Origin of the sequence: Inquilinus limosus MP06, assembly GCF_000767795.1 — a bacterium.
Classification (GTDB): domain Bacteria; phylum Pseudomonadota; class Alphaproteobacteria; order DSM-16000; family Inquilinaceae; genus Inquilinus; species Inquilinus limosus_E.
Genome location: NZ_JANX01000073.1, coordinates 1 through 16,890, shown reverse-complemented (window position 1 = coordinate 16,890; position 16,890 = coordinate 1). Strand labels below are relative to the sequence as shown.

Below are 16,890 nucleotides of genomic sequence, written 5' to 3'. Positions count from 1 at the left end.
AGCCCGGCGGCGGGTGAGGGACCGGTTCGGCGCCACCGCGTAGGTTGGGCTCGCCCGGCGAACCCAACATCCCGCCGCCGCACCGTCGCCTGTCGGGTCCGCTTGCCGCGAACCTACGAAACCATCACTGTCCTGCCGGCCTTCCACTCTCCCCCTCCCCTTGCGGGAGGGGGCAAGGGGAGGGGGCTGCGCGCGTCCGCGCGAGCCGCATGCCCGGCTTTCACCGCGGGTCGAAGGCCCGGCGCAACGGCCGGCGCCCGGCGGGGTCAGAAGTCGATCGAAGTCTTCAGGCCGACGACCACGACGTCATCGTTGTGCCGGGTGCCGCCGGGAAGCCGGACATACTGGATGTTCGGGCGCGCCATCAGCCAGTCGGTCGCCTGCAGGCCGTAATAGACCTCGAACGCATATTCGGCGTCCTGCACCGCCACGGGGCCGAGCCCCGAATCGTTCAGCAGCCGCTGGCCCCTCGCCACCCGGCCGTTGACATGGGTCCGGCCGAAGGCCACGCCGATCTCGTCCTTCGGGCGGGCGTCGAAGGGCCCCGTATAGATCAGGCCGAGGGCGACCTGGTCGTCGATCGTCGAGGTCCGCCGGTCGGCGATGCTGGCGTTGAGGAAGACGCTGAGGCCGCGGGCCGGGTCGTCCGGGTCCGGGCGCGTCAGCTGCTGCAGGACGTTGATGTAGGCGCCATACCGGCCGTGCCGGTCCTTGAACGGCCGGCCGGTCAGAACCTCGGGGTTGCCGTCATCGTCCTCGAACACGTCGTTCGCGGTCGAGGTGTCGTACCAGGCGCCGAACTTGTAGCTGCCGGGAAGGCGGGCCGGGCCGAGCGTCGGGGTCCAGCCGAACTCGACCGGGATCATCACGCCGGTGGTGCCGGACGGGTTGTTCGGCAGCACCGCGTCGGTGACGTTCAGGAAGCCGGGGTTCATCTGGTAGGCGCCGGTCTGGATATAGCCGACGCCCTCGATATTGACCTTCAGGCGGGTGGCCCACTGGCTGACCGGCCAGTTGTACCAGTAGTTGCCGACGATGTTGCCGGGCTGCGACCCGCAGAAGGTCAGGTTCTGGAACTTGCAGCTGAAGCTGGCGAAATCCTCGCCGACGGTCAGCCGGCCGATCTTCCAGTCCAGCAGCCCGGAAAAATACTTCTGGTCGTACCAGAACTGGGTCAGGCGCCAGGTCTGGCCGCGACCGAACACCTCCTGCACCTGCTGCAGCGTGCCGAGATGGGCATCGTCGCTGAGATTGCGGCCGTTGCGGTCGGTGATCGTCAGCTGGATCTTGGCGTCATGCACCCCCAGCAGGCGGTCGAGGTCGAAGGTGGCGCCGAAGCTCAGCTGGTCGGTATAGCTCAGCTGGTCCTTCGTGCCGCCGGCCGCGTTATAGGCGAGCTCGGAGGTGTAGCCGAGCTGGAAATCCACGCCGGCCTTCGCCAGATCCGTGCGCAGGCCGCCCCAATCCCCGGTCAGCTTGCCGCTGCCGGCATCCTCGGCCAGCGCGGCCCCGCTTGCCGCGAGGCTTGCCGACAGCAGCGCCAGGCCCAAGGTCAATCGCGACATCATGCCGGCCTCCACGGTCGTTCCGAGCGGCTATCCAGGCGCTGCGATCAGGAGGCCGACGGTCGCGAAGCCTGATGACCGGACGTCGTGGGAATGGAAGCGGCGACGGGCGCCCGGCGTCAAGCACGGCCAGGGCAACCCTGATGCTCCGCCGCCGCACCCCTCCCGGGGCCGGCTCTGGCCGCTCACCAGGGAACGGTGCGGCCCTGATAGTCGAGATATTGCAGCCCCGGCGTGGCCTGCTTGGCGAGCAAGACCTGCACCAGGCTGGGAATGCTCTCCTCGATCGAAAGCTTTCCATCCGGTCCGCCCAGATCGGTGCGGACCCAGCCGGGCGCCATCGCCACCAGGGCGCGCGACGTCCCGGCCTGGCGGGCGGCAAAGCTGCGCATGAACATGTTCAGCGCCGCCTTGGTGCCGCGATACAGCTCCCGCTGGCCGGTCTCGTTGTTGCCGATGCTGCCCTGCCCGGACGACATCACCCCGATCAGGCCCGTCGCGGCCACGCAGGGCTCCAGGCTCTCGATGACCCGCATCGGGCCGAGGGCGTTGGTGATCATGAGATGGACGAAGTCGTCGGTCGACACCTCGCCGATCGTCTGCGTCGGATCCCGGTTGGTGGTCCCGGCATTGACGAACAGCATGTCGAACACCCGGCCGGACAGGCGGCCGCGCAGCGCCGCGATCTGGTCGGGGGCGCAGATGTCCAGGGTCTCGATCTCGACCCGGCCGGCATGCTGCTCCGCCAGATCGTGCAGCAGGGTCCGGGGGCCGTCGCGGACGGTGCCGACGACGTTCCATCCCTGCTTCAGGAACTCGGCCGCCATGGCATGGCCGAGGCCGCGCGAGGCGCCGATGAGCAGGATGGTGCGGCGGGACGGGTGGGGCTGAGGGTGGGGCATGGGCTCGATGCCTTCGCTGGTGGGGTCGGCCGCTGATATGGCGGACCCTCGGTGCTTGCGCCAGGCGCACAGGATGAAATGAACGATTGCATGTAGCGCTATGCCTAGCCGGGCCGATGGTCTATTCCAGGGCCATGCAAGGGGTGGATCTGAACCTCCTCATCGCGCTGGACGCGCTGCTGGCCGAGCGCAGCGTGACGGGCGCGGCCCGGCGCCTCGGCCTGAGCCCCTCGGCGACGAGCCGGGCGCTGGCGCGGCTGCGCCTGGCGACCGGTGACCCGCTGCTGGTGCAGGCCGGCCGGTCGCTCGCCCCCACGCCTTATGCGGAGGAGCTGGGGGCACGGGTCCATGCGCTCACCCGGGACGCCCGGGCGGTGCTGCAGCCGCCGGCCAGCCGGCTGGACCTGGCCTCGCTCCACCGGATCTTCGCCCTTCGCGCCGGCGAAGGGTTCGTCGAGTTCCTGGCCGCCCCGCTGATGGCGGCGGTCGCCGCGGAGGCCCCGCATGTCCGCCTGCGTTTCGCGCCGAAGCCCGACAAGGATGCCCGGCCGCTGCGGGAAGGGCTGATCGACCTGGAGATCGGGGCGCTCGGCACCTCGGCGCCGGAGGTGCGGACCCAGCTGCTGTTCCGGGACCGGTATGTCGGCGTCGCCCGGACCGGGCATCCGCTGCTGGCCGCCGGGGACTTGACGCCGGAACGCTATGCCGCCTGCCGCCACGTCGTGGCGTCGCGCGAGGGCGATGTCGCCGAAGCGGTCGACGACGGCCTGGCGGCGCTGGGCCTGACGCGGTCGGTCCCCCTCGTCGTACCCGGATATCCCGACGCAATGCGGATCGCGCGCCGCTCGGACCTCGTCGCGCTGGTGCCGCGGTCATGCCTCGGCAACAGCCTGGCGACCGATCACGCCTCGCTGCTGGGGCTCGAAGGTTTCGAGCTGCCGGTCCGGACGCCCGACTTCAACGTGTCCGCCATCTGGCATCCCCGCCTGGACGCCGATCCCGGGCATCGCTGGCTCCGCGACACCATCATGGCGGTGTGCAGGGCCGCGTATCCGTAAGACCACGCTGCTGCGGGCGGCGCAGCCGGGGCTTGCTGTCAATCCGGCCGCAGGCGCTCCAGCAGGATCACCGTGTGGTCCTTGTAGGTCGGGCGGCCGATCTCGCGATAGCCCCGAGCACCGGCCAGGCGCAGCGACGGGGCGTTCGCCTCGTCGATGATGCAGACGCTGCGGGCCCAGCCCCGGGCATCGGCCCAGGCCAGGGCAGCGCGCACCGCTTCGCCGGCCAGGCCCTGGCCATGGGCCCAGGGCGCCAGCACCCAGCCGGCCTCCGGCACGCCGTCGAAACCGATGCCGCGGTGGAAATCGGCGAAGCCGACATCGCCGACGAAGCGGCCGCCGGCGCGGTCGCGCACCGCCCAGTAGCCGAAGCCCAGCAGCCCCCACAGCCCGCCATAGCGCAGCAGGCGGGCCCAGCTCTCCTCGGCGGTCGAGGGACGGCCGCCGATGAAGCGGGTCACCGCCGGATCCGCCCACATCGCGGCGAGGTCATCGAAATCCTCCGCCCGGTGGGGGCGGAGGATCAGGCGCTCGGTCTCGATCGTGCTGTCGTCGGTCATGGTCGTCATTCTCGGGGATGTCGCCTGCCTCTCACCGTCATCGCGAGGAGCGTAGCGCCGTGGCGATCCATAGGCCGGTGCCGCTGGATCGCTACGCCCCTGCGGGGCTCGCGATGACGGTTCAAAGTGGCCTGGCCTCAGTTCTTCGTCACCAAGCGATAATAAATCTGGTCGGTGGTGGCGCCGTTGACGTAGCCATGCACGGCGCTGCGCATCGCCACCTGGCTGACCGCCTGGAACATGATCACGATCGGCGAGGAGGCCTGCACCTTGCGCTGCAGGTCGACATACAGCGCGTCGCGCTTGGCGGCGTCGCGCTCCTTCAGCGCCGCGTCGGTCTCGGCGCTCAGCTCCGGCACCAGCCAGGAATTGCGCCAGGTGGTGGTGCTCTGCGGCGACCCGTCGGAATTGTCGACGTTGTAGGCGAAGGCGCCGGCGTTGGAATGCGGGTCCATGAAATCCGGGCCCCAATACAGCAGCACCGCCTCATGGTTGCGGGCGCGGTACTTGGTGATCACCTGGCTGCCGGTGCCGGGCACCAGCTCGAGCCTGATGCCGGCCTGGGCGAAGGTCGATTGCAGCGACTGCGCGATCTCGGTGAAGGGCGGGCTGGAGATCACGTCCATCTTGATCGTCAGCCCGTCCTTGACGCCGGCCTCGGCCAAGAGGGTCTTGGCCTTGGCGACGTCGAGCTTGAACGGCGTGTCGTTCAGCGCGCCGGGGAAGCCTTCGGGCCAGAAGGCCTGGTGCACCTTCATCTGGCCGCGCAGGAAGCTCCTGGTCATGCCGTCATAGTCGACCAGGTACCGCACCGCCTCCCACAGCTTCGGGTTCTGCAGCGCTGCTACTTTCTGGTTCAGGCTGAAGAAATGCACCGCCGCCTGCGGGTAGGTGCCGATGGCGATGCCGTCCTTGCCCTCCAGCGCCGCCACCTGGTCCGGCGTCAGGTCGCGGGCCAGGTCGGCGTCGCCGGCCTCCAGCAGCAGGCGCTGGGTCGCCGGCTCGGCGACATGGCGGTAGATCACCGACTTCATCGCCGGGGCGCCGCGAAAATAGGACGGGTTGGCGCGCAGCGCGATCGACTCGTTCGGCTTGTAGGCGCGCAGCGAGAACGGGCCGGTGCCGGCCGAGTTCTGGCCCAGCCAGGCATTGCCCAGATCGCCGTCCTTGGCATGCTCCGTCACCGTCTTCTCGTCGACGATCGAGCCGGGGCGGGAGGCCAGGACGTTCAGGATGAAGCTGGGGGCGAAGCTGCCGGTGGTGGTGACCGTCACCTCGGCGTCGCCGGTCTTGCGCACCATCTGTTCGACATTGTCCGGCGTCCAGCCCAGCTGGGTCAGCAGGAAGGCCGGCGCCTTGTCCAGCTTGACCACGCGGGCGAGGGAGAACACCACATCCTCCGGCCGCACCGGATTGCCGCTCTGGAAGGTCACGCCGGGCCGCAGCCTGAAGGTCAGGGTCTTGCCGTCGTCCGACACCGCCCAGCTTTCGGCCAGGCCGCCGACCAGCTTCTGCATGTCCTCGGCCTCGTACTGCACCAGCCGGTCATAGGTGTTGGTGACGATCTCGCCGGAGGTGAACTCATAGGCCTGGGCGGGGTCCAGGCTGACGATGTCGTCGATGTTCTTGGCCACCACCAGCGCATCGGCCGGCGTCGCCGCGACCGCCGGAAGCGGCGCCAGAAGGGCCGTTGCGAGAAGGGCAGATGTCAGGCTTCGCATTCTGTGTCTCCCTGTTTGTTGTTCGCGATGTCTTCAGAGCAGCGCCGGCACCAGCAGCGGCGCCAGCCAGCGGCCGCGCTCGGCGGCCGCCTCGTCGTAGCGGCCCTCGGCGTCCAGCACGTTCACGGTGCCGAGCACCTTGCCGTCATAGAGCACGGGGAAGTTCAGCACCGCGCCGCAGCCCAGCGAGCCGATCAGCTCATGGTCCGGGAAGACCTCGGCGATCTCGGCCAGGGTGCGGGCCAGGAATACCTCGCGCCGGCCGATCACCTGGGCCGACCAGCGGTTCTCCTGCATCGGCTTGCGGCCGGTGACCGGGTAGGCGGCGTCGTTGGTGTAGACCCGCTCCGCCTCCGCCGTGTCGGCGCGCAGCGCCATGATGGTGAACAGCCTGTGGCCGAGCAGCGCCCGGTAGGCGGCGTCGGCGGCGCGGAACAGCGCCTGCGGCTGGCCCGGCTCCGCATGGGCCGCGGCCAGCGCCGCGATCGCCGAGGCCACCTTCGGGTCGGTCAGTGTCGTCATAGGTCGTCTCGCAATCGGTCGAAGATCGGGGCCGTCCCGGTCCACAGCACCCGGGTCCAGCCGTCATGGGCGTTGCTCCAGCGATGCGCCCGGCCCGCCGGGTAGTGCAGGCTGTCGCCGGCATCGAGGCGGATGCTCTCGCCGCCGATGCCGACCAGCAGAGAGCCCTCCAGCACGAAGGCGATCTCCTCGCCCTCATGCTCCACCGCCTCCGACGCGTAGCCGGGCGGCACGTGCACCAGCACGGCGTTCAGCGCCTGGCCGGGGAAGGCGGCGCTCAGCCGCTCGTAGCGGATGCGGTCGGGCGGCGCGTCGCCAATGGCGAAGACCGGCCGTTCGCCGCGGCGGGTCAGGCCGCTCGCCGGGCGCGGCGCGGCCAGGAAGGCGTCGAGCGGCATTCCCAGCGCGCCGGCGATGCCCGACAGGGCGCTCAGCGACGGCGAGGCCAGGTCGCGCTCCAGCTGCGACAGGAAGCCGACCGACAGGCCGCTGCGCTGGCCGAGGTCCTTGAGGGTGAGGTCGAGCGCGCGGCGGCGGGCGCGGATGGCCCGGCCGAGATGCGGCACGGCCGCCCGAGCATCGGCTGTCTGTGCTGCCGCGTCCCCCGCCATAGGCCCCCCGTTGTCGGAAGCGAGCCTAGTCGGAATTTTGCTGCCATCAAAATTTTTTTGATGGCAGGATGCCGGCCCAGGGAACGTTACCCGGAGGACCGGGGCTGCGGCTTGACTCCGGTTCGACGCGGCCCGGAAGATGGGCCCGACGCCGGGGTCCTATGGGCCGTCCGGTCTCGTTCCGTGGTCTTGGACATAACAAACAGGGAGGGGAAAACGTGTTGAAGCGTTTCACCCGCAACATTCTCGCAGCGACGATCCTGGCCTGCGCCAGCCTGCCGGCGGTGGGCCTTCCGGCCCTGGCCGAAACACCGAAGGACACTCTGGTCGAGGCGTGGCAGATCGACGACATCATCTCGCTCGACCCGGCCGAGATCTTCGAGTTCTCGGCGGCCGAGTACCAGGCCCAGGTCTATGAGCGGCTGATCGGCTACGACGTCAAGGACGTCAGCAAGATCCTGCCCGGCGTGGCGGAGAGCTGGACTGTCTCCGACGACGGCCTGACCTACACCTTCAAGATCCGCGACGGGGTGAAGTTCCACTCCGGCAACGCGCTGACCGCCCAGGATGCGGCCTGGTCGCTGCAGCGCGCGGTGAAGCTGAACCTGTCGCCGGCCTTCATCCTCGGCCAGTTCGGCCTGACCGCGGAGAATGTCGATCAGATGGTCACGGCGCCGGACGACCGGACCCTGGTGTTCAAGACCGACAAGGCCTACGCCCCGACCTTCGTGCTGAACTGCCTGACCTCGGGCGTCGCCTCGGTGGTCGACAGCAAGGAGGTCAAGGCGCATGAGGCGAACGGCGATTTCGGCCATGAATGGCTGAAGACGCATTCCGCCGGCTCCGGCCCGTTCAAGCTGCAGTCCTGGAAGCCCAACGAGTCCCTGGTGCTGGACCGCAACGACGACTACTGGCAGGGCAAGCCGGCCTTCCGCCGCGTCTTCATCCGCCATGTGGCGGAGGCGGCGACCCAGCTGCTGCTGCTGCAGAAGGGCGATGTCGACGTCGCCCGCAACCTCAGCGCCGAGCAGCTGAAGTCGCTCGACGGCAACCCGGACATCAAGCTCGACAACGCGCCGAAGGGCTCGGTCTGGTACATCAGCTTCAACACGCTGCACCCGCCCTTCGACAAGCCGGAGGTGCGGCAGGCGCTGAAGTACCTGATCGACTATGACGGCATGGCCAACAGCTTCATGCGCGGCATCGCGGTGAAGCATGAAAGCTTCATCCCGAAGGGCATGCTGGGCGAGATCGACGACGAGCCGTTCAAGCTGGACGTCGCCAAGGCCAAGGAGCTGCTGGCCAAGGCGGGCCTGCCGGACGGCTTCAAGACCACCTTCGACGTCTGGAACGCCTCGCCGTCGATGGACATGGCGCAGTCGATCCAGGGCACCTTCGCCCAGGCCGGCGTGCAGGTCGAGATCATCCCCGGCGACAACAAGCAGACCCTGACCAAGTACCGGGCCCGCAACCACGACATCTACATCGGCCGCTGGGGCACCGACTATCAGGACCCGAACTCGAATGCCGAGACCTTCGCCATCAATGTCGACAACGGCGCCGACGCCAAGTCGAAGACGCTGTCCTGGCGCAACGGCTGGCAGGATGCGGAGCTGACCAAGCTGGCGCAGAGCGCGGTGACCGAGCGCGACGGCGCCAAGCGGGCGAAGATCTACGAAGACCTGCAGCGCAAGCACATGGAGATCTCGCCCTTCGCGGTGATGTTCCAGCAGACCGAGGTGCCGGCCATGCGCAAGAACGTCGAGGGCATCACCTGGGGCCCGGCCTTCGACAGCAACTTCTACTGGACCGGCAAGAAGTCCTGACATCCGGCGAGGACCGCAACCGTGCTGAAGACGTTCGCCTGCGGCGTCCTCGCGGCGATGATCGCCTGCTCTGGCCTCACGGCCAGGGCAGGCACGCCGCCCGACACGCTGGTCGAGGCCTGGGTGATCGACGACCTGGTCTCGCTCGACCCGGCCGAGATCTTCGAGGCCTCCTCGACCGAATACCTGGCCCAGGTCTATGACCGGCTGATCGGCTATGACCGCACCGACGCCAGCAAGCTGGTGCCGCTGCTGGCCGAAAGCTGGACGGTGTCCGGCGACGCCCGGACCTATACCTTCAGGATCCGCGACGGGGTCAAGTTCCACTCCGGCAACCCGCTGACGGCCCGGGACGCGGCCTGGTCGCTGCAGCGCGCGATCAAGCTGAACCTGGCGCCGGCCTATATCGTCGGCCAGCTTGGCCTGACCCCGGACACCGTCGACCGGATGGTGACGGCGCCGGACGACCGGACGCTGGTGATCGGAACCGACAAGCCCTACGCCCCGACCTTCGTGCTGAACTGCCTGACGGCCACGGTCACGGCCGTGGTCGATAGCAAGCTGGTCCGGGAGCATGAGGCGAATGGCGACTTCGGGCACGAGTGGCTGAAGACGCATTCCGCCGGCTCCGGCCCGTTCAAGCTGCAGTCCTGGAAGCCGAACGAGCTGCTGGCGCTCGACCGCAACGACGATTACTGGCAGGGCCAGCCGGGCTTCCATCGGGTCTTCATCCGCCACGTCCCGGACTCATCGAGCCGTCTGCTGCTCCTGCAGAAGGGCGATGTCGACGTCGCCCGCAACCTGACGCCGGACCAGCTGAAATCGCTGCAGGGCAATGCCGACATCACGCTCGAGCCGGTGCAGAAGATGTCGATCTTCTATGTCAGCTTCAACGTCCTGCACCCGCCCTTCGGCAAGCCGGAGGTGCGGCAGGCGCTGAAATACCTGATCGACTATGACGGTGTCGTCGCGACCATCATGCATGGCCTTGCCACCGTCCATCAGACCCTGGTGCCGGCCGGGATGCTGGGGGCGATCGACGACGCGCCCTTCAGGCTGGATGTCGACAAGGCCAAGGCGCTGCTGGCCCAGGCCGGGCTGCCGGACGGCTTCAAGGCGACGATGGATGTGATCAACCAGTCGCCCTATATCGACATCGCCCAGGCGCTGCAGGCCAGCTTCGCCCGGGCCGGCGTGACGGTGGAACTGATCCCGGGCGATGCGCGGCAGGTGCTGAGCAAGCAGCGTGCCCGCAAGCACGAGATCTATATCGGCCGCTGGGGGCCGGACTACGAGGATCCGGACTCCAATGCCGGGACCTTCGCCGTCAATGCCGACAACAGCGACGCCGCGGCTTCTAAGACCCAGGCCTGGGCCAATGGCTGGCAGGATGCGGCGATGACCGCAGATGCCCAGCAGGCGGTGCTGGAGACCGATGGCGCCAAGCGGGCGCAGATCTATGCCGATCTGCAGCGCCGGCACCAGCAGGTGTCGCCCTTCGCTTTCATGTTCCAGCTGTCCGAGGTGATCGCCAGCCGCAAATCGGTCCAGGGCCTCACCTGGTCGGCGACCTATGACAGGAACCAGTATTGGACCGGCAGGAAGTCTTGACCCAGTGACCGCCACCAACCTTCAGCCGGTCCCCGCCCGGCCCGGCGCTGCCCGACGCCGGCGCCGGCGCGGGCTGGCGCTCCGCATCGCCGGCGTGATCGCCTCGCTGGCGACCACCTTCTTCGGCCTCCTCCTGGTCACCTTCTTCATCGGCCGGGTGGTGCCGATCGACCCCGTGCTCGCCGTGGTCGGCGACCGGGCGCCGCGCGACGTCTATGAGAAGGCGCGGCTGGAGCTCGGGCTCGACAAGCCGCTCTGGGACCAGTTTGCGCGCTATGCCGGCGACGTGCTGTCAGGCGATCTCGGCACCTCGGTGCTGACCTCGCGCCCGGTGCTGGAGGATATCGGCCGGGTGTTCCCGGCGACGCTGGAGCTGGCGACGCTCGGCGTCCTGTTCGGCATCGTCATCGGCGTGCCGTCCGGGGTGCTGGCGGCGGTGCATCGCGGGCGATGGCCGGACCATCTCGTCCGGGTGGTCGGGCTGATCGGCTATTCGGTGCCGATCTTCTGGCTCGGCCTGGTCGGCCTCCTGCTGTTCTATGCCAAGCTCAGCTGGGTCGGAGGGCCGGGGCGGCTCGACGTGTTCTATGACGGGCTGGTCGACCCGGTGACGGGCGTGATCACGCTCGACGCCGCGCTGGCCGGCGAATGGGACGTGTTCTGGAACGCCATCGACCATTTGATCCTGCCGGCGGCGCTGCTGGGCTATTACAGCCTGGCCTATATCAGCCGGATGACGCGGTCCTTCATGCTCGACCAGCTGCGCCAGGAATACGTCACCACGGCGCGGGTCAAGGGCGTGTCGGAGCGCGCGGTGATCTGGCGTCACGCCTTCCGCAACATCCGCGTGCCGCTGCTGACCGTGGTGGCGCTGTCCTATGCCGGCCTCCTGGAAGGAGCGGTGCTGACCGAGACGGTGTTCGCCTGGCCCGGCCTCGGCCAGTACATCACCAACTCCCTGCTCAACGCCGACATGAACGCGGTGCTCGGCGGCACCATCGTCGTCGGGGCCGTCTATATCGGGCTGAACATGCTGTCCGACCTCCTGTACCGCGTGCTGGACCCGAGGGCGCGATGATGGGGCGTCTGATTTTCACAAGGCTGCCCCTTTCTTGTCCCCCCTCCCCTTGCGGGAGGGGGGTAGGGGGAGGGGGTTGTCGATACGACAGCCGGCTTTCCAAGGTCCGGGAGACTCCATCCATGGTGACGTCGGGCAGTAATCTGCCGGCGGCTATGCGGTGCGAACCCCCTCCCCCTGCCCCCCTCCCGCGAGGGGAGGGGGGACTCAAAGTGCCAAGTGGGGCGGGGCAATGACGCAATCCTCCGACACCCTGCCGAAGCCCGATACCTGGCGCGGCTGGCTGCTCTCCGACACGCCGCATTCGCGCGGCCAGGCCCGGCTCGGGCGGCTGTACCTGCTGTGGCTCGGCCTGGCCCGCAACCCGCTGGCGATGGTCGGGCTGGTCATCGTCCTGCTGCTGCTGGTCGCTGCCGCGATCGCGCCGCTCCTGGCCCACCAGTCGCCGATCGAGCAGAACCTGGCGGAGCGGCTGCAGCCCTTCAGCGCCGCGCATTGGCTGGGCACGGACGAACTCGGCCGGGACATCTGGTCCCGCATCATCTACGGCACCCGGCTGACGCTGCTGATCGTGGTGCTGGTGGCGATCACCGCTGCCCCGGTCGGCCTGCTGATCGGCACCGTCTCGGGCTATCTCGGCGGCTGGGTCGACGCGGTCCTGATGCGCATCACCGACATCTTCCTGGCCTTCCCGAAGCTGATCCTGGCGCTGGCCTTCGTCGCCGCCCTAGGCCCCGGCATCGAGAACGCCATCATCGCCATCGCCATCACCTCATGGCCGCCCTATGCCCGCATCGCCCGGGCCGAGACGCTGACCATCCGCAACGCCGACTTCATCAGCGCCGTCAGGCTGCAGGGCGCCTCCAGCGCCCGCATCGTCGCCCGGCACATCGTGCCGCTGTGCCTGTCCTCGGTGATCGTCCGGGTCACGCTCGACATGGCCGGCATCATCCTGACCGCGGCGGGCCTCGGCTTCCTCGGCCTCGGCGCCCAGCCGCCGCTGCCGGAATGGGGGGCGATGATCTCCAAGGGCCGCAGCTTCATCCTCGACCAGTGGTGGGTCGCGACCATGCCCGGCATCGCCATCTTCGTGGTCAGCCTGGGCTTCAACCTGCTCGGCGACGGCCTGCGCGACATCCTCGACCCGAAACAGGGAGGCCAGTCGTGAGCCGCCCGCTGCTGGAGGTCGAGAACCTCTCGGTCACCTTCGACACCGCCAAGGGCCCGATGCGGGCCGTGCGCGGCATGAGCTTCGCCCTCGGCCGCGAGAAGCTGGGCATCGTCGGCGAAAGCGGATCCGGCAAGTCGATGACCGGCCGGTCGATCCTGCGGCTGGTCGGGCCGCCCGGCCGGGCCCAGGCCGACCGGCTGGTGTTCGACGGCATCGACCTGCAGCGCCAGAGCGAGCGGCAGATGCGCGCCATCCGCGGCCGCCGCATCTCGATGGTGATGCAGGATCCCAAGTTCTCGCTGAACCCCGTCGCCACGGTGGGCGAGCAGGTGGCCGAGGCCTACCGCATCCACAAGCGCGCCTCGGCCCGCGAGGCCAAGCGCCGGGTGCTGGAGATGTTCGAGGCGGTGCGCATCCGCGACCCGGAGCGGGTGTGGGGCCTGTACCCGCACGAGGTCTCGGGCGGCATGGGCCAGCGCATCATGATCGCGATGATGCTGATCCCCGACCCCGACCTGCTGATCGCGGACGAGCCGACCTCGGCGCTGGACGTCACCGTGCAGATGCAGGTGCTGGCGATCATCGACGACCTCGTGACCCAGCGCGGCATGGGGCTGATCTTCATCAGCCACGATCTGAACCTGGTGGCCAGCTTCTGCGACCGCATCCTGATCATGTATGCCGGCCGGGTGGTGGAGAGCTGCCGGGCGGCGGAGCTGCGCCAGGCCAAGCATCCCTACACCCGCGGCCTGCTCGAATCGCTGCCGCAGATCGGCGACACCCGGCCGTTCCTGCCGGTGCTGCAGCGCGACCCGGCCTGGCTGGAGGCGTGACCATGGCGGATCCGATGATCGCGATCGAAGACCTGGATGTCGTGTTCGGCGACACCCATGCGGTGCGCGGTGCGTCTCTGGCGGTGGAGCGGGGCGAGAGCTACGGGCTGGTGGGCGAGAGCGGCTCCGGCAAATCGACCATCCTGCGCGCCCTGTCGGGCCTGAACTGGGACTGGACCGGCCGGATCGCGGTGGACGGGCGGGAGCAGGGGCGGCACCGCGACAAGGGCTTCTTCAAGCTGTGCCAGATGGTGTTCCAGGACCCCTATGGCTCGCTGCATCCGCGCCAGACCGTGGACGCGACGCTGATGGAGCCGCTGGCGATCCACGGCTTCGACAATCGCGACGCCCGGGTCGAGAGGGTGCTGAAGGAGGTCGGTCTCGGCCCCAGCTTCCGCTTCCGCTACCCCCACCAGCTGTCGGGCGGGCAGCGCCAGCGCGTCGCCATCGCCCGGGCGCTGGTGCTGGAGCCGCGGGTGCTGCTGCTGGACGAGCCGACCTCGGCGCTCGACGTCTCGGTGCAGGCGGAGATCCTGAACCTGCTGAAGCGCCTCAGGACCGAGCGCGGGCTGACCTATCTGCTGGTCACCCACAACCTCGCCGTGGTGTCGGTGATGTGCGACCGGCTGGCGGTGATGAACCGCGGCCGCATCGTCGAGACGCTGACCGCGGCGCAACTGCATGACGGCACGGTGGCCCAGCCCTATACCCGCCAGCTTCTGGAGGCCAGCCGCGGCTACGACCGCGCTGCAGCCGATCGTATCGAGGACTTCGCGGCCTGAAGCGGGCGGGGCAGGAGAACGTCGCCCTGACATCGCCGTCGAATGGTCATCGGGGCAGCATTTTCGCATGGTCTAGGGATCTTCAAGGTTCGACGAAAGGCTTCCCTGATGCGCCTCCGCCCCTGGCTGATTCTCGCGACCGCCCCGCTGCTGCTGGCTGCGGCGCCGCAGCCCGTCACCGCCCCGGTCCCTCTCGGCTTCTGGCTCAAGGACGGGGCGACGGCCACCCATCCGGGGCTGGTGGGGGTGGATCAGGAGGGGCCCTGCGGCCCGATCGCCCGGCTGCGGGTGGACCGCATCCCCGACTTCAGGCCGTCCGACCCGTTCGCGGCCGTCGAGGCGGTGGAGCTGGACGGCAAGGGAACCGCCATCCGTCGCTGGCGCCTGCCGGCGGACTACGTCGTCAGCGCCCTGGATGGAGACTGGCTGCTCGCCGCCTATGCCGGCAAGTCGGACCCCCTGTGGGTCGATCCGGCCGGCAGGATCGGCGTTGCCAGCGCCGCCGATGCCGGCATCGCGCTGGGCGATGACAGCACCGCGGTGGTGACGTGCCCCGCCGGGGCGCAGGGTCCCGACGGGGCGCAATGCCTGTCCGTGCGCGACCGGTCCCGGAACGTCCGGAGGATCATCGCCGCCCCAGGGGTCTGCAGCTAGATCATCGATCCCGGGGTGATCTGCAGCACCCCCTCCTCGGCATAGACGGTCGAGGCCATCGCCGGGGCGGCGGGCGTGCCGAGCGCGACGGCCGTCAGCAGGGGGATCGCGAAACGTGCACTCAAAGCATCTCTCCTTGTTGCCGGCCGGCGGCCCTTGCCGCCGGGGTCGCGAGGTGCGGGTCTCTTGTTGTGCGGCCGGGCAGCCTGATGGCCCTGCCGGCAGTGCGCTGCTGCGCCCGTCAGGCCTGATGACCGATGGACCGACATCGCGATGAGCAGGATGTCGAAGCCGTGATCTATTCCAGATCAGGTCCGGGGATTGATGGTCATCCGGACTACGGATGTAGGCTTTGGGCTACGGAGCATATGAATTGATCACCTCTGATACTGATCTGCCTGGCCGATTCAGAGTACGAAATCGGCCGCAGTCAGGCTGACGTGACCGGACAGAACAAGGCTGTACCGGGTGCGTCATCGACTGCGGATATTGTCCCAGGATGGGAAAAATCTCTCAACCTCCAGGATTGGGGGATTGAGGCTACGGATCGAGCAGGCCGAGGCCGAGGGCGCTGGCCACGGCCTCGCTGCGGCTGGTCGCCTGCAGCTTGCGCATCGCCGAGGCGACGTACTCGTTGACGGTGTAGACCGACAGGGCCAGCTGCTGGGCCGCCTGCTTGCTGGAGGCGCCGCGGGCGACCCAGGCCAGGCAGTCGCGCTCGCGTGGCGCCAGCAGCGGCGCATCACCGTGGCGCGGGGCAGCCGCAGAGAGCCGGCCACGGATCTTCAGCGCCCGGCCGATATGTGGGCCGAGATGCCGCAGCAGCCGGACCTCCTCGTCGCTCCAGTCGGGGCGGCGCCCCGAGCGCCAGAGCGAGAGATGCGCGCCGAGGCCGCTCCGGCCGAAATCGACCCAGTAGAGACCGCTGTGGCCGCCCTGCGGCCGGATATAGTCGTTGTAGAATTCGGTGCGGATGAAGTCGGCCTGCGGCACCAGCATGCGGTCGACGAAGACCGGCCTGTCCTGCAGCTGCCGCATCATCGGCAGGATCGGCCAGGTCGAGTGGTAGTGTGCGTTGTAGAGCGGGATATAGGCGGGGTCGCAGCCGACGCGGATGGCAATATCGGCCGCCATCGGCGTGCCGGTCGGATGCAGCGCCGCCGCCTCGCCGCCGATCAGCTCCAGGATCCGGCGCAGCACGACCGCCCAGTCCTCGTCGCCGAGCGCGGCGTCGTAGGTCTGGCCGACCATCTCGGCAATGGCGCGGTCATCCGGCATGGCGAAGCAAGACAAAGGCACGACCGGCCGCCGGCACAAGGCCGGCGGCCGGTCGGGATTATAGCAGATTTCATGGATTTTCGACTGCCCCGGGCGGTCGGCGCCGTTCCGGTTGGGATGGATCAAACGGGAAGGCTGCTCCCCATGGCGGGCTCATCAGGGCGGTCGAGCGCGGCCGGCCCACGGCCGCGCTCGCGGACGTCACGGCCGTCAGTGCAGGGTCATCAGCAGGACCGCCGCCGACAGGGCCGTGCCGCCGGTGACAGCGGCGAAGGCCGGTCCGGCGCGCCACAGCAGCACCGCGATCAGCCCGAAGGCTGCGATCAGAACCGGATTCATCTGTCCACCTCCACCCCTGGGGCACGTCCGCACCGCGCCGGCTGCCGTCCACAATCAGAACAGAATTTGCGTCGAATTGTTTCCTTCTCGACGCAAAAAAACCGGAATTGCGGTCGGCCGCACCTCGTGACTCTTCACGCACAGGGTCGCGGATCGGGAGGAAAGCCTCAATCCCCGAGGATTAGGGGATCACTCCCCGAGCAGGTCGAGCACCAGGGCCTTGGCCACCGCTTCGCTTCGGCTGGTCGCCTCCAGCTTCCGCATCGCCGCCTCGATATACTCGTTGATCGTGTGGATCGACAAATCGAGCTGGCGCGCGATCTCCTTGCTGGAGGCGCCGCGGGCGATCCGGGCCAGGCAGTCCCGCTCGCGCCAGGTC

General features: G+C 68.8%; 18 protein-coding genes. 8 read left to right on the top strand and 10 right to left on the bottom strand.

Annotated features, from left to right (window positions below):
* Positions 1–266: 266 nt before the first annotated feature.
* Entirely contained in the window at positions 267–1,568 is a 1,302-nt protein-coding gene (locus P409_RS08675) for a carbohydrate porin (protein WP_034834357.1), read from the bottom strand.
* Between the two features lie 182 nt (positions 1,569–1,750).
* On the bottom strand, positions 1,751–2,467 hold the full coding sequence (locus P409_RS08670; protein ID WP_034834346.1) for an SDR family NAD(P)-dependent oxidoreductase: 717 nt from the start codon (positions 2,465–2,467) through the stop codon (positions 1,751–1,753).
* 134 nt (positions 2,468–2,601) lie between these two features.
* Here P409_RS08670 and P409_RS08665 point away from each other — a divergent pair, with 134 nt between their 5' ends.
* Positions 2,602–3,525, top strand: a complete 924-nt coding sequence (locus P409_RS08665; RefSeq protein WP_034834354.1) for a LysR family transcriptional regulator — start codon at positions 2,602–2,604, stop codon at positions 3,523–3,525.
* Between the two features lie 38 nt (positions 3,526–3,563).
* Here P409_RS08665 and P409_RS08660 read toward each other — a convergent pair whose 3' ends face one another.
* The 4 genes from P409_RS08660 to P409_RS08645 form a co-directional block, all read right to left on the bottom strand.
* Complete coding sequence (locus tag P409_RS08660) at positions 3,564–4,085, bottom strand: GNAT family N-acetyltransferase (RefSeq protein WP_152613295.1); 522 nt, start codon at positions 4,083–4,085, stop codon at positions 3,564–3,566.
* Between the two features lie 137 nt (positions 4,086–4,222).
* Positions 4,223–5,806: an ABC transporter substrate-binding protein gene (locus P409_RS08655; RefSeq protein ID WP_034834341.1), complete on the bottom strand. Its 1,584-nt coding sequence runs from the start codon at positions 5,804–5,806 to the stop codon at positions 4,223–4,225.
* A 33-nt stretch (positions 5,807–5,839) separates the two neighbouring features.
* Positions 5,840–6,328 (bottom strand): hypothetical protein, encoded by a 489-nt coding sequence (locus tag P409_RS08650; RefSeq protein ID WP_052120216.1) that lies wholly within the window; start codon positions 6,326–6,328, stop codon positions 5,840–5,842.
* On the bottom strand, positions 6,325–6,939 hold the full coding sequence (locus P409_RS08645; protein WP_052120214.1) for a helix-turn-helix domain-containing protein: 615 nt from the start codon (positions 6,937–6,939) through the stop codon (positions 6,325–6,327). The genes P409_RS08650 and P409_RS08645 overlap by 4 nt, the downstream gene beginning before the upstream one ends.
* A 221-nt stretch (positions 6,940–7,160) precedes the next feature.
* On the opposite strand from P409_RS08645, the gene P409_RS08640 reads away from it, so the two are divergent.
* The 7 genes from P409_RS08640 (at position 7,161) to P409_RS08610 (ending at position 14,894) form a co-directional block, all read left to right on the top strand.
* Positions 7,161–8,765, top strand: a complete 1,605-nt coding sequence (locus P409_RS08640; RefSeq protein WP_052120211.1) for an ABC transporter substrate-binding protein — start codon at positions 7,161–7,163, stop codon at positions 8,763–8,765.
* Positions 8,766–8,786: 21 nt separating this feature from the next.
* Entirely contained in the window at positions 8,787–10,376 is a 1,590-nt protein-coding gene (locus tag P409_RS08635) for an ABC transporter substrate-binding protein (RefSeq protein WP_238578628.1), read from the top strand.
* Between the two features lie 4 nt (positions 10,377–10,380).
* Entirely contained in the window at positions 10,381–11,454 is a 1,074-nt protein-coding gene (locus P409_RS08630; protein ID WP_052120209.1) for an ABC transporter permease, read from the top strand.
* A 232-nt stretch (positions 11,455–11,686) separates the two neighbouring features.
* Positions 11,687–12,622, top strand: coding sequence for a nickel transporter permease (nikC, locus tag P409_RS08625; RefSeq protein ID WP_052120207.1), 936 nt, complete (start codon positions 11,687–11,689; stop codon positions 12,620–12,622).
* Positions 12,619–13,458 (top strand): ABC transporter ATP-binding protein, encoded by an 840-nt coding sequence (locus tag P409_RS08620; RefSeq protein ID WP_034834333.1) that lies wholly within the window; start codon positions 12,619–12,621, stop codon positions 13,456–13,458. The genes nikC and P409_RS08620 overlap by 4 nt, the downstream gene beginning before the upstream one ends.
* A gap of 2 nt (positions 13,459–13,460) precedes the next feature.
* Positions 13,461–14,240: an ABC transporter ATP-binding protein gene (locus tag P409_RS08615; RefSeq protein ID WP_081991370.1), complete on the top strand. Its 780-nt coding sequence runs from the start codon at positions 13,461–13,463 to the stop codon at positions 14,238–14,240.
* 108 nt (positions 14,241–14,348) lie between these two features.
* Positions 14,349–14,894 carry a hypothetical protein gene (locus tag P409_RS08610; protein ID WP_034834331.1) on the top strand — a complete coding sequence of 182 codons (546 nt, stop codon included), beginning with the start codon at positions 14,349–14,351 and terminating at the stop codon, positions 14,892–14,894.
* On the opposite strand, the gene P409_RS41190 is transcribed toward P409_RS08610, so the two are convergent.
* From P409_RS41190 to P409_RS08600, 4 genes are all read right to left on the bottom strand, one after another.
* Complete coding sequence (locus P409_RS41190) at positions 14,891–15,019, bottom strand: hypothetical protein (RefSeq protein ID WP_274519153.1); 129 nt, start codon at positions 15,017–15,019, stop codon at positions 14,891–14,893. The two genes, P409_RS08610 and P409_RS41190, sit on opposite strands and share 4 nt — an antisense overlap.
* Before the next feature lie 415 nt (positions 15,020–15,434).
* The gene (locus P409_RS08605; RefSeq protein WP_152613294.1) at positions 15,435–16,193 is read right to left on the bottom strand and encodes a helix-turn-helix transcriptional regulator; all 759 of its coding nucleotides are present in this window, start codon (positions 16,191–16,193) and stop codon (positions 15,435–15,437) included.
* Positions 16,194–16,382: 189 nt separating this feature from the next.
* Positions 16,383–16,511: a hypothetical protein gene (locus P409_RS41185; protein ID WP_274519152.1), complete on the bottom strand. Its 129-nt coding sequence runs from the start codon at positions 16,509–16,511 to the stop codon at positions 16,383–16,385.
* A 189-nt stretch (positions 16,512–16,700) separates the two neighbouring features.
* Positions 16,701–16,890: response regulator transcription factor (locus P409_RS08600; RefSeq protein ID WP_034834328.1), on the bottom strand; the 190-nt coding region annotated here is incomplete at its 5' end.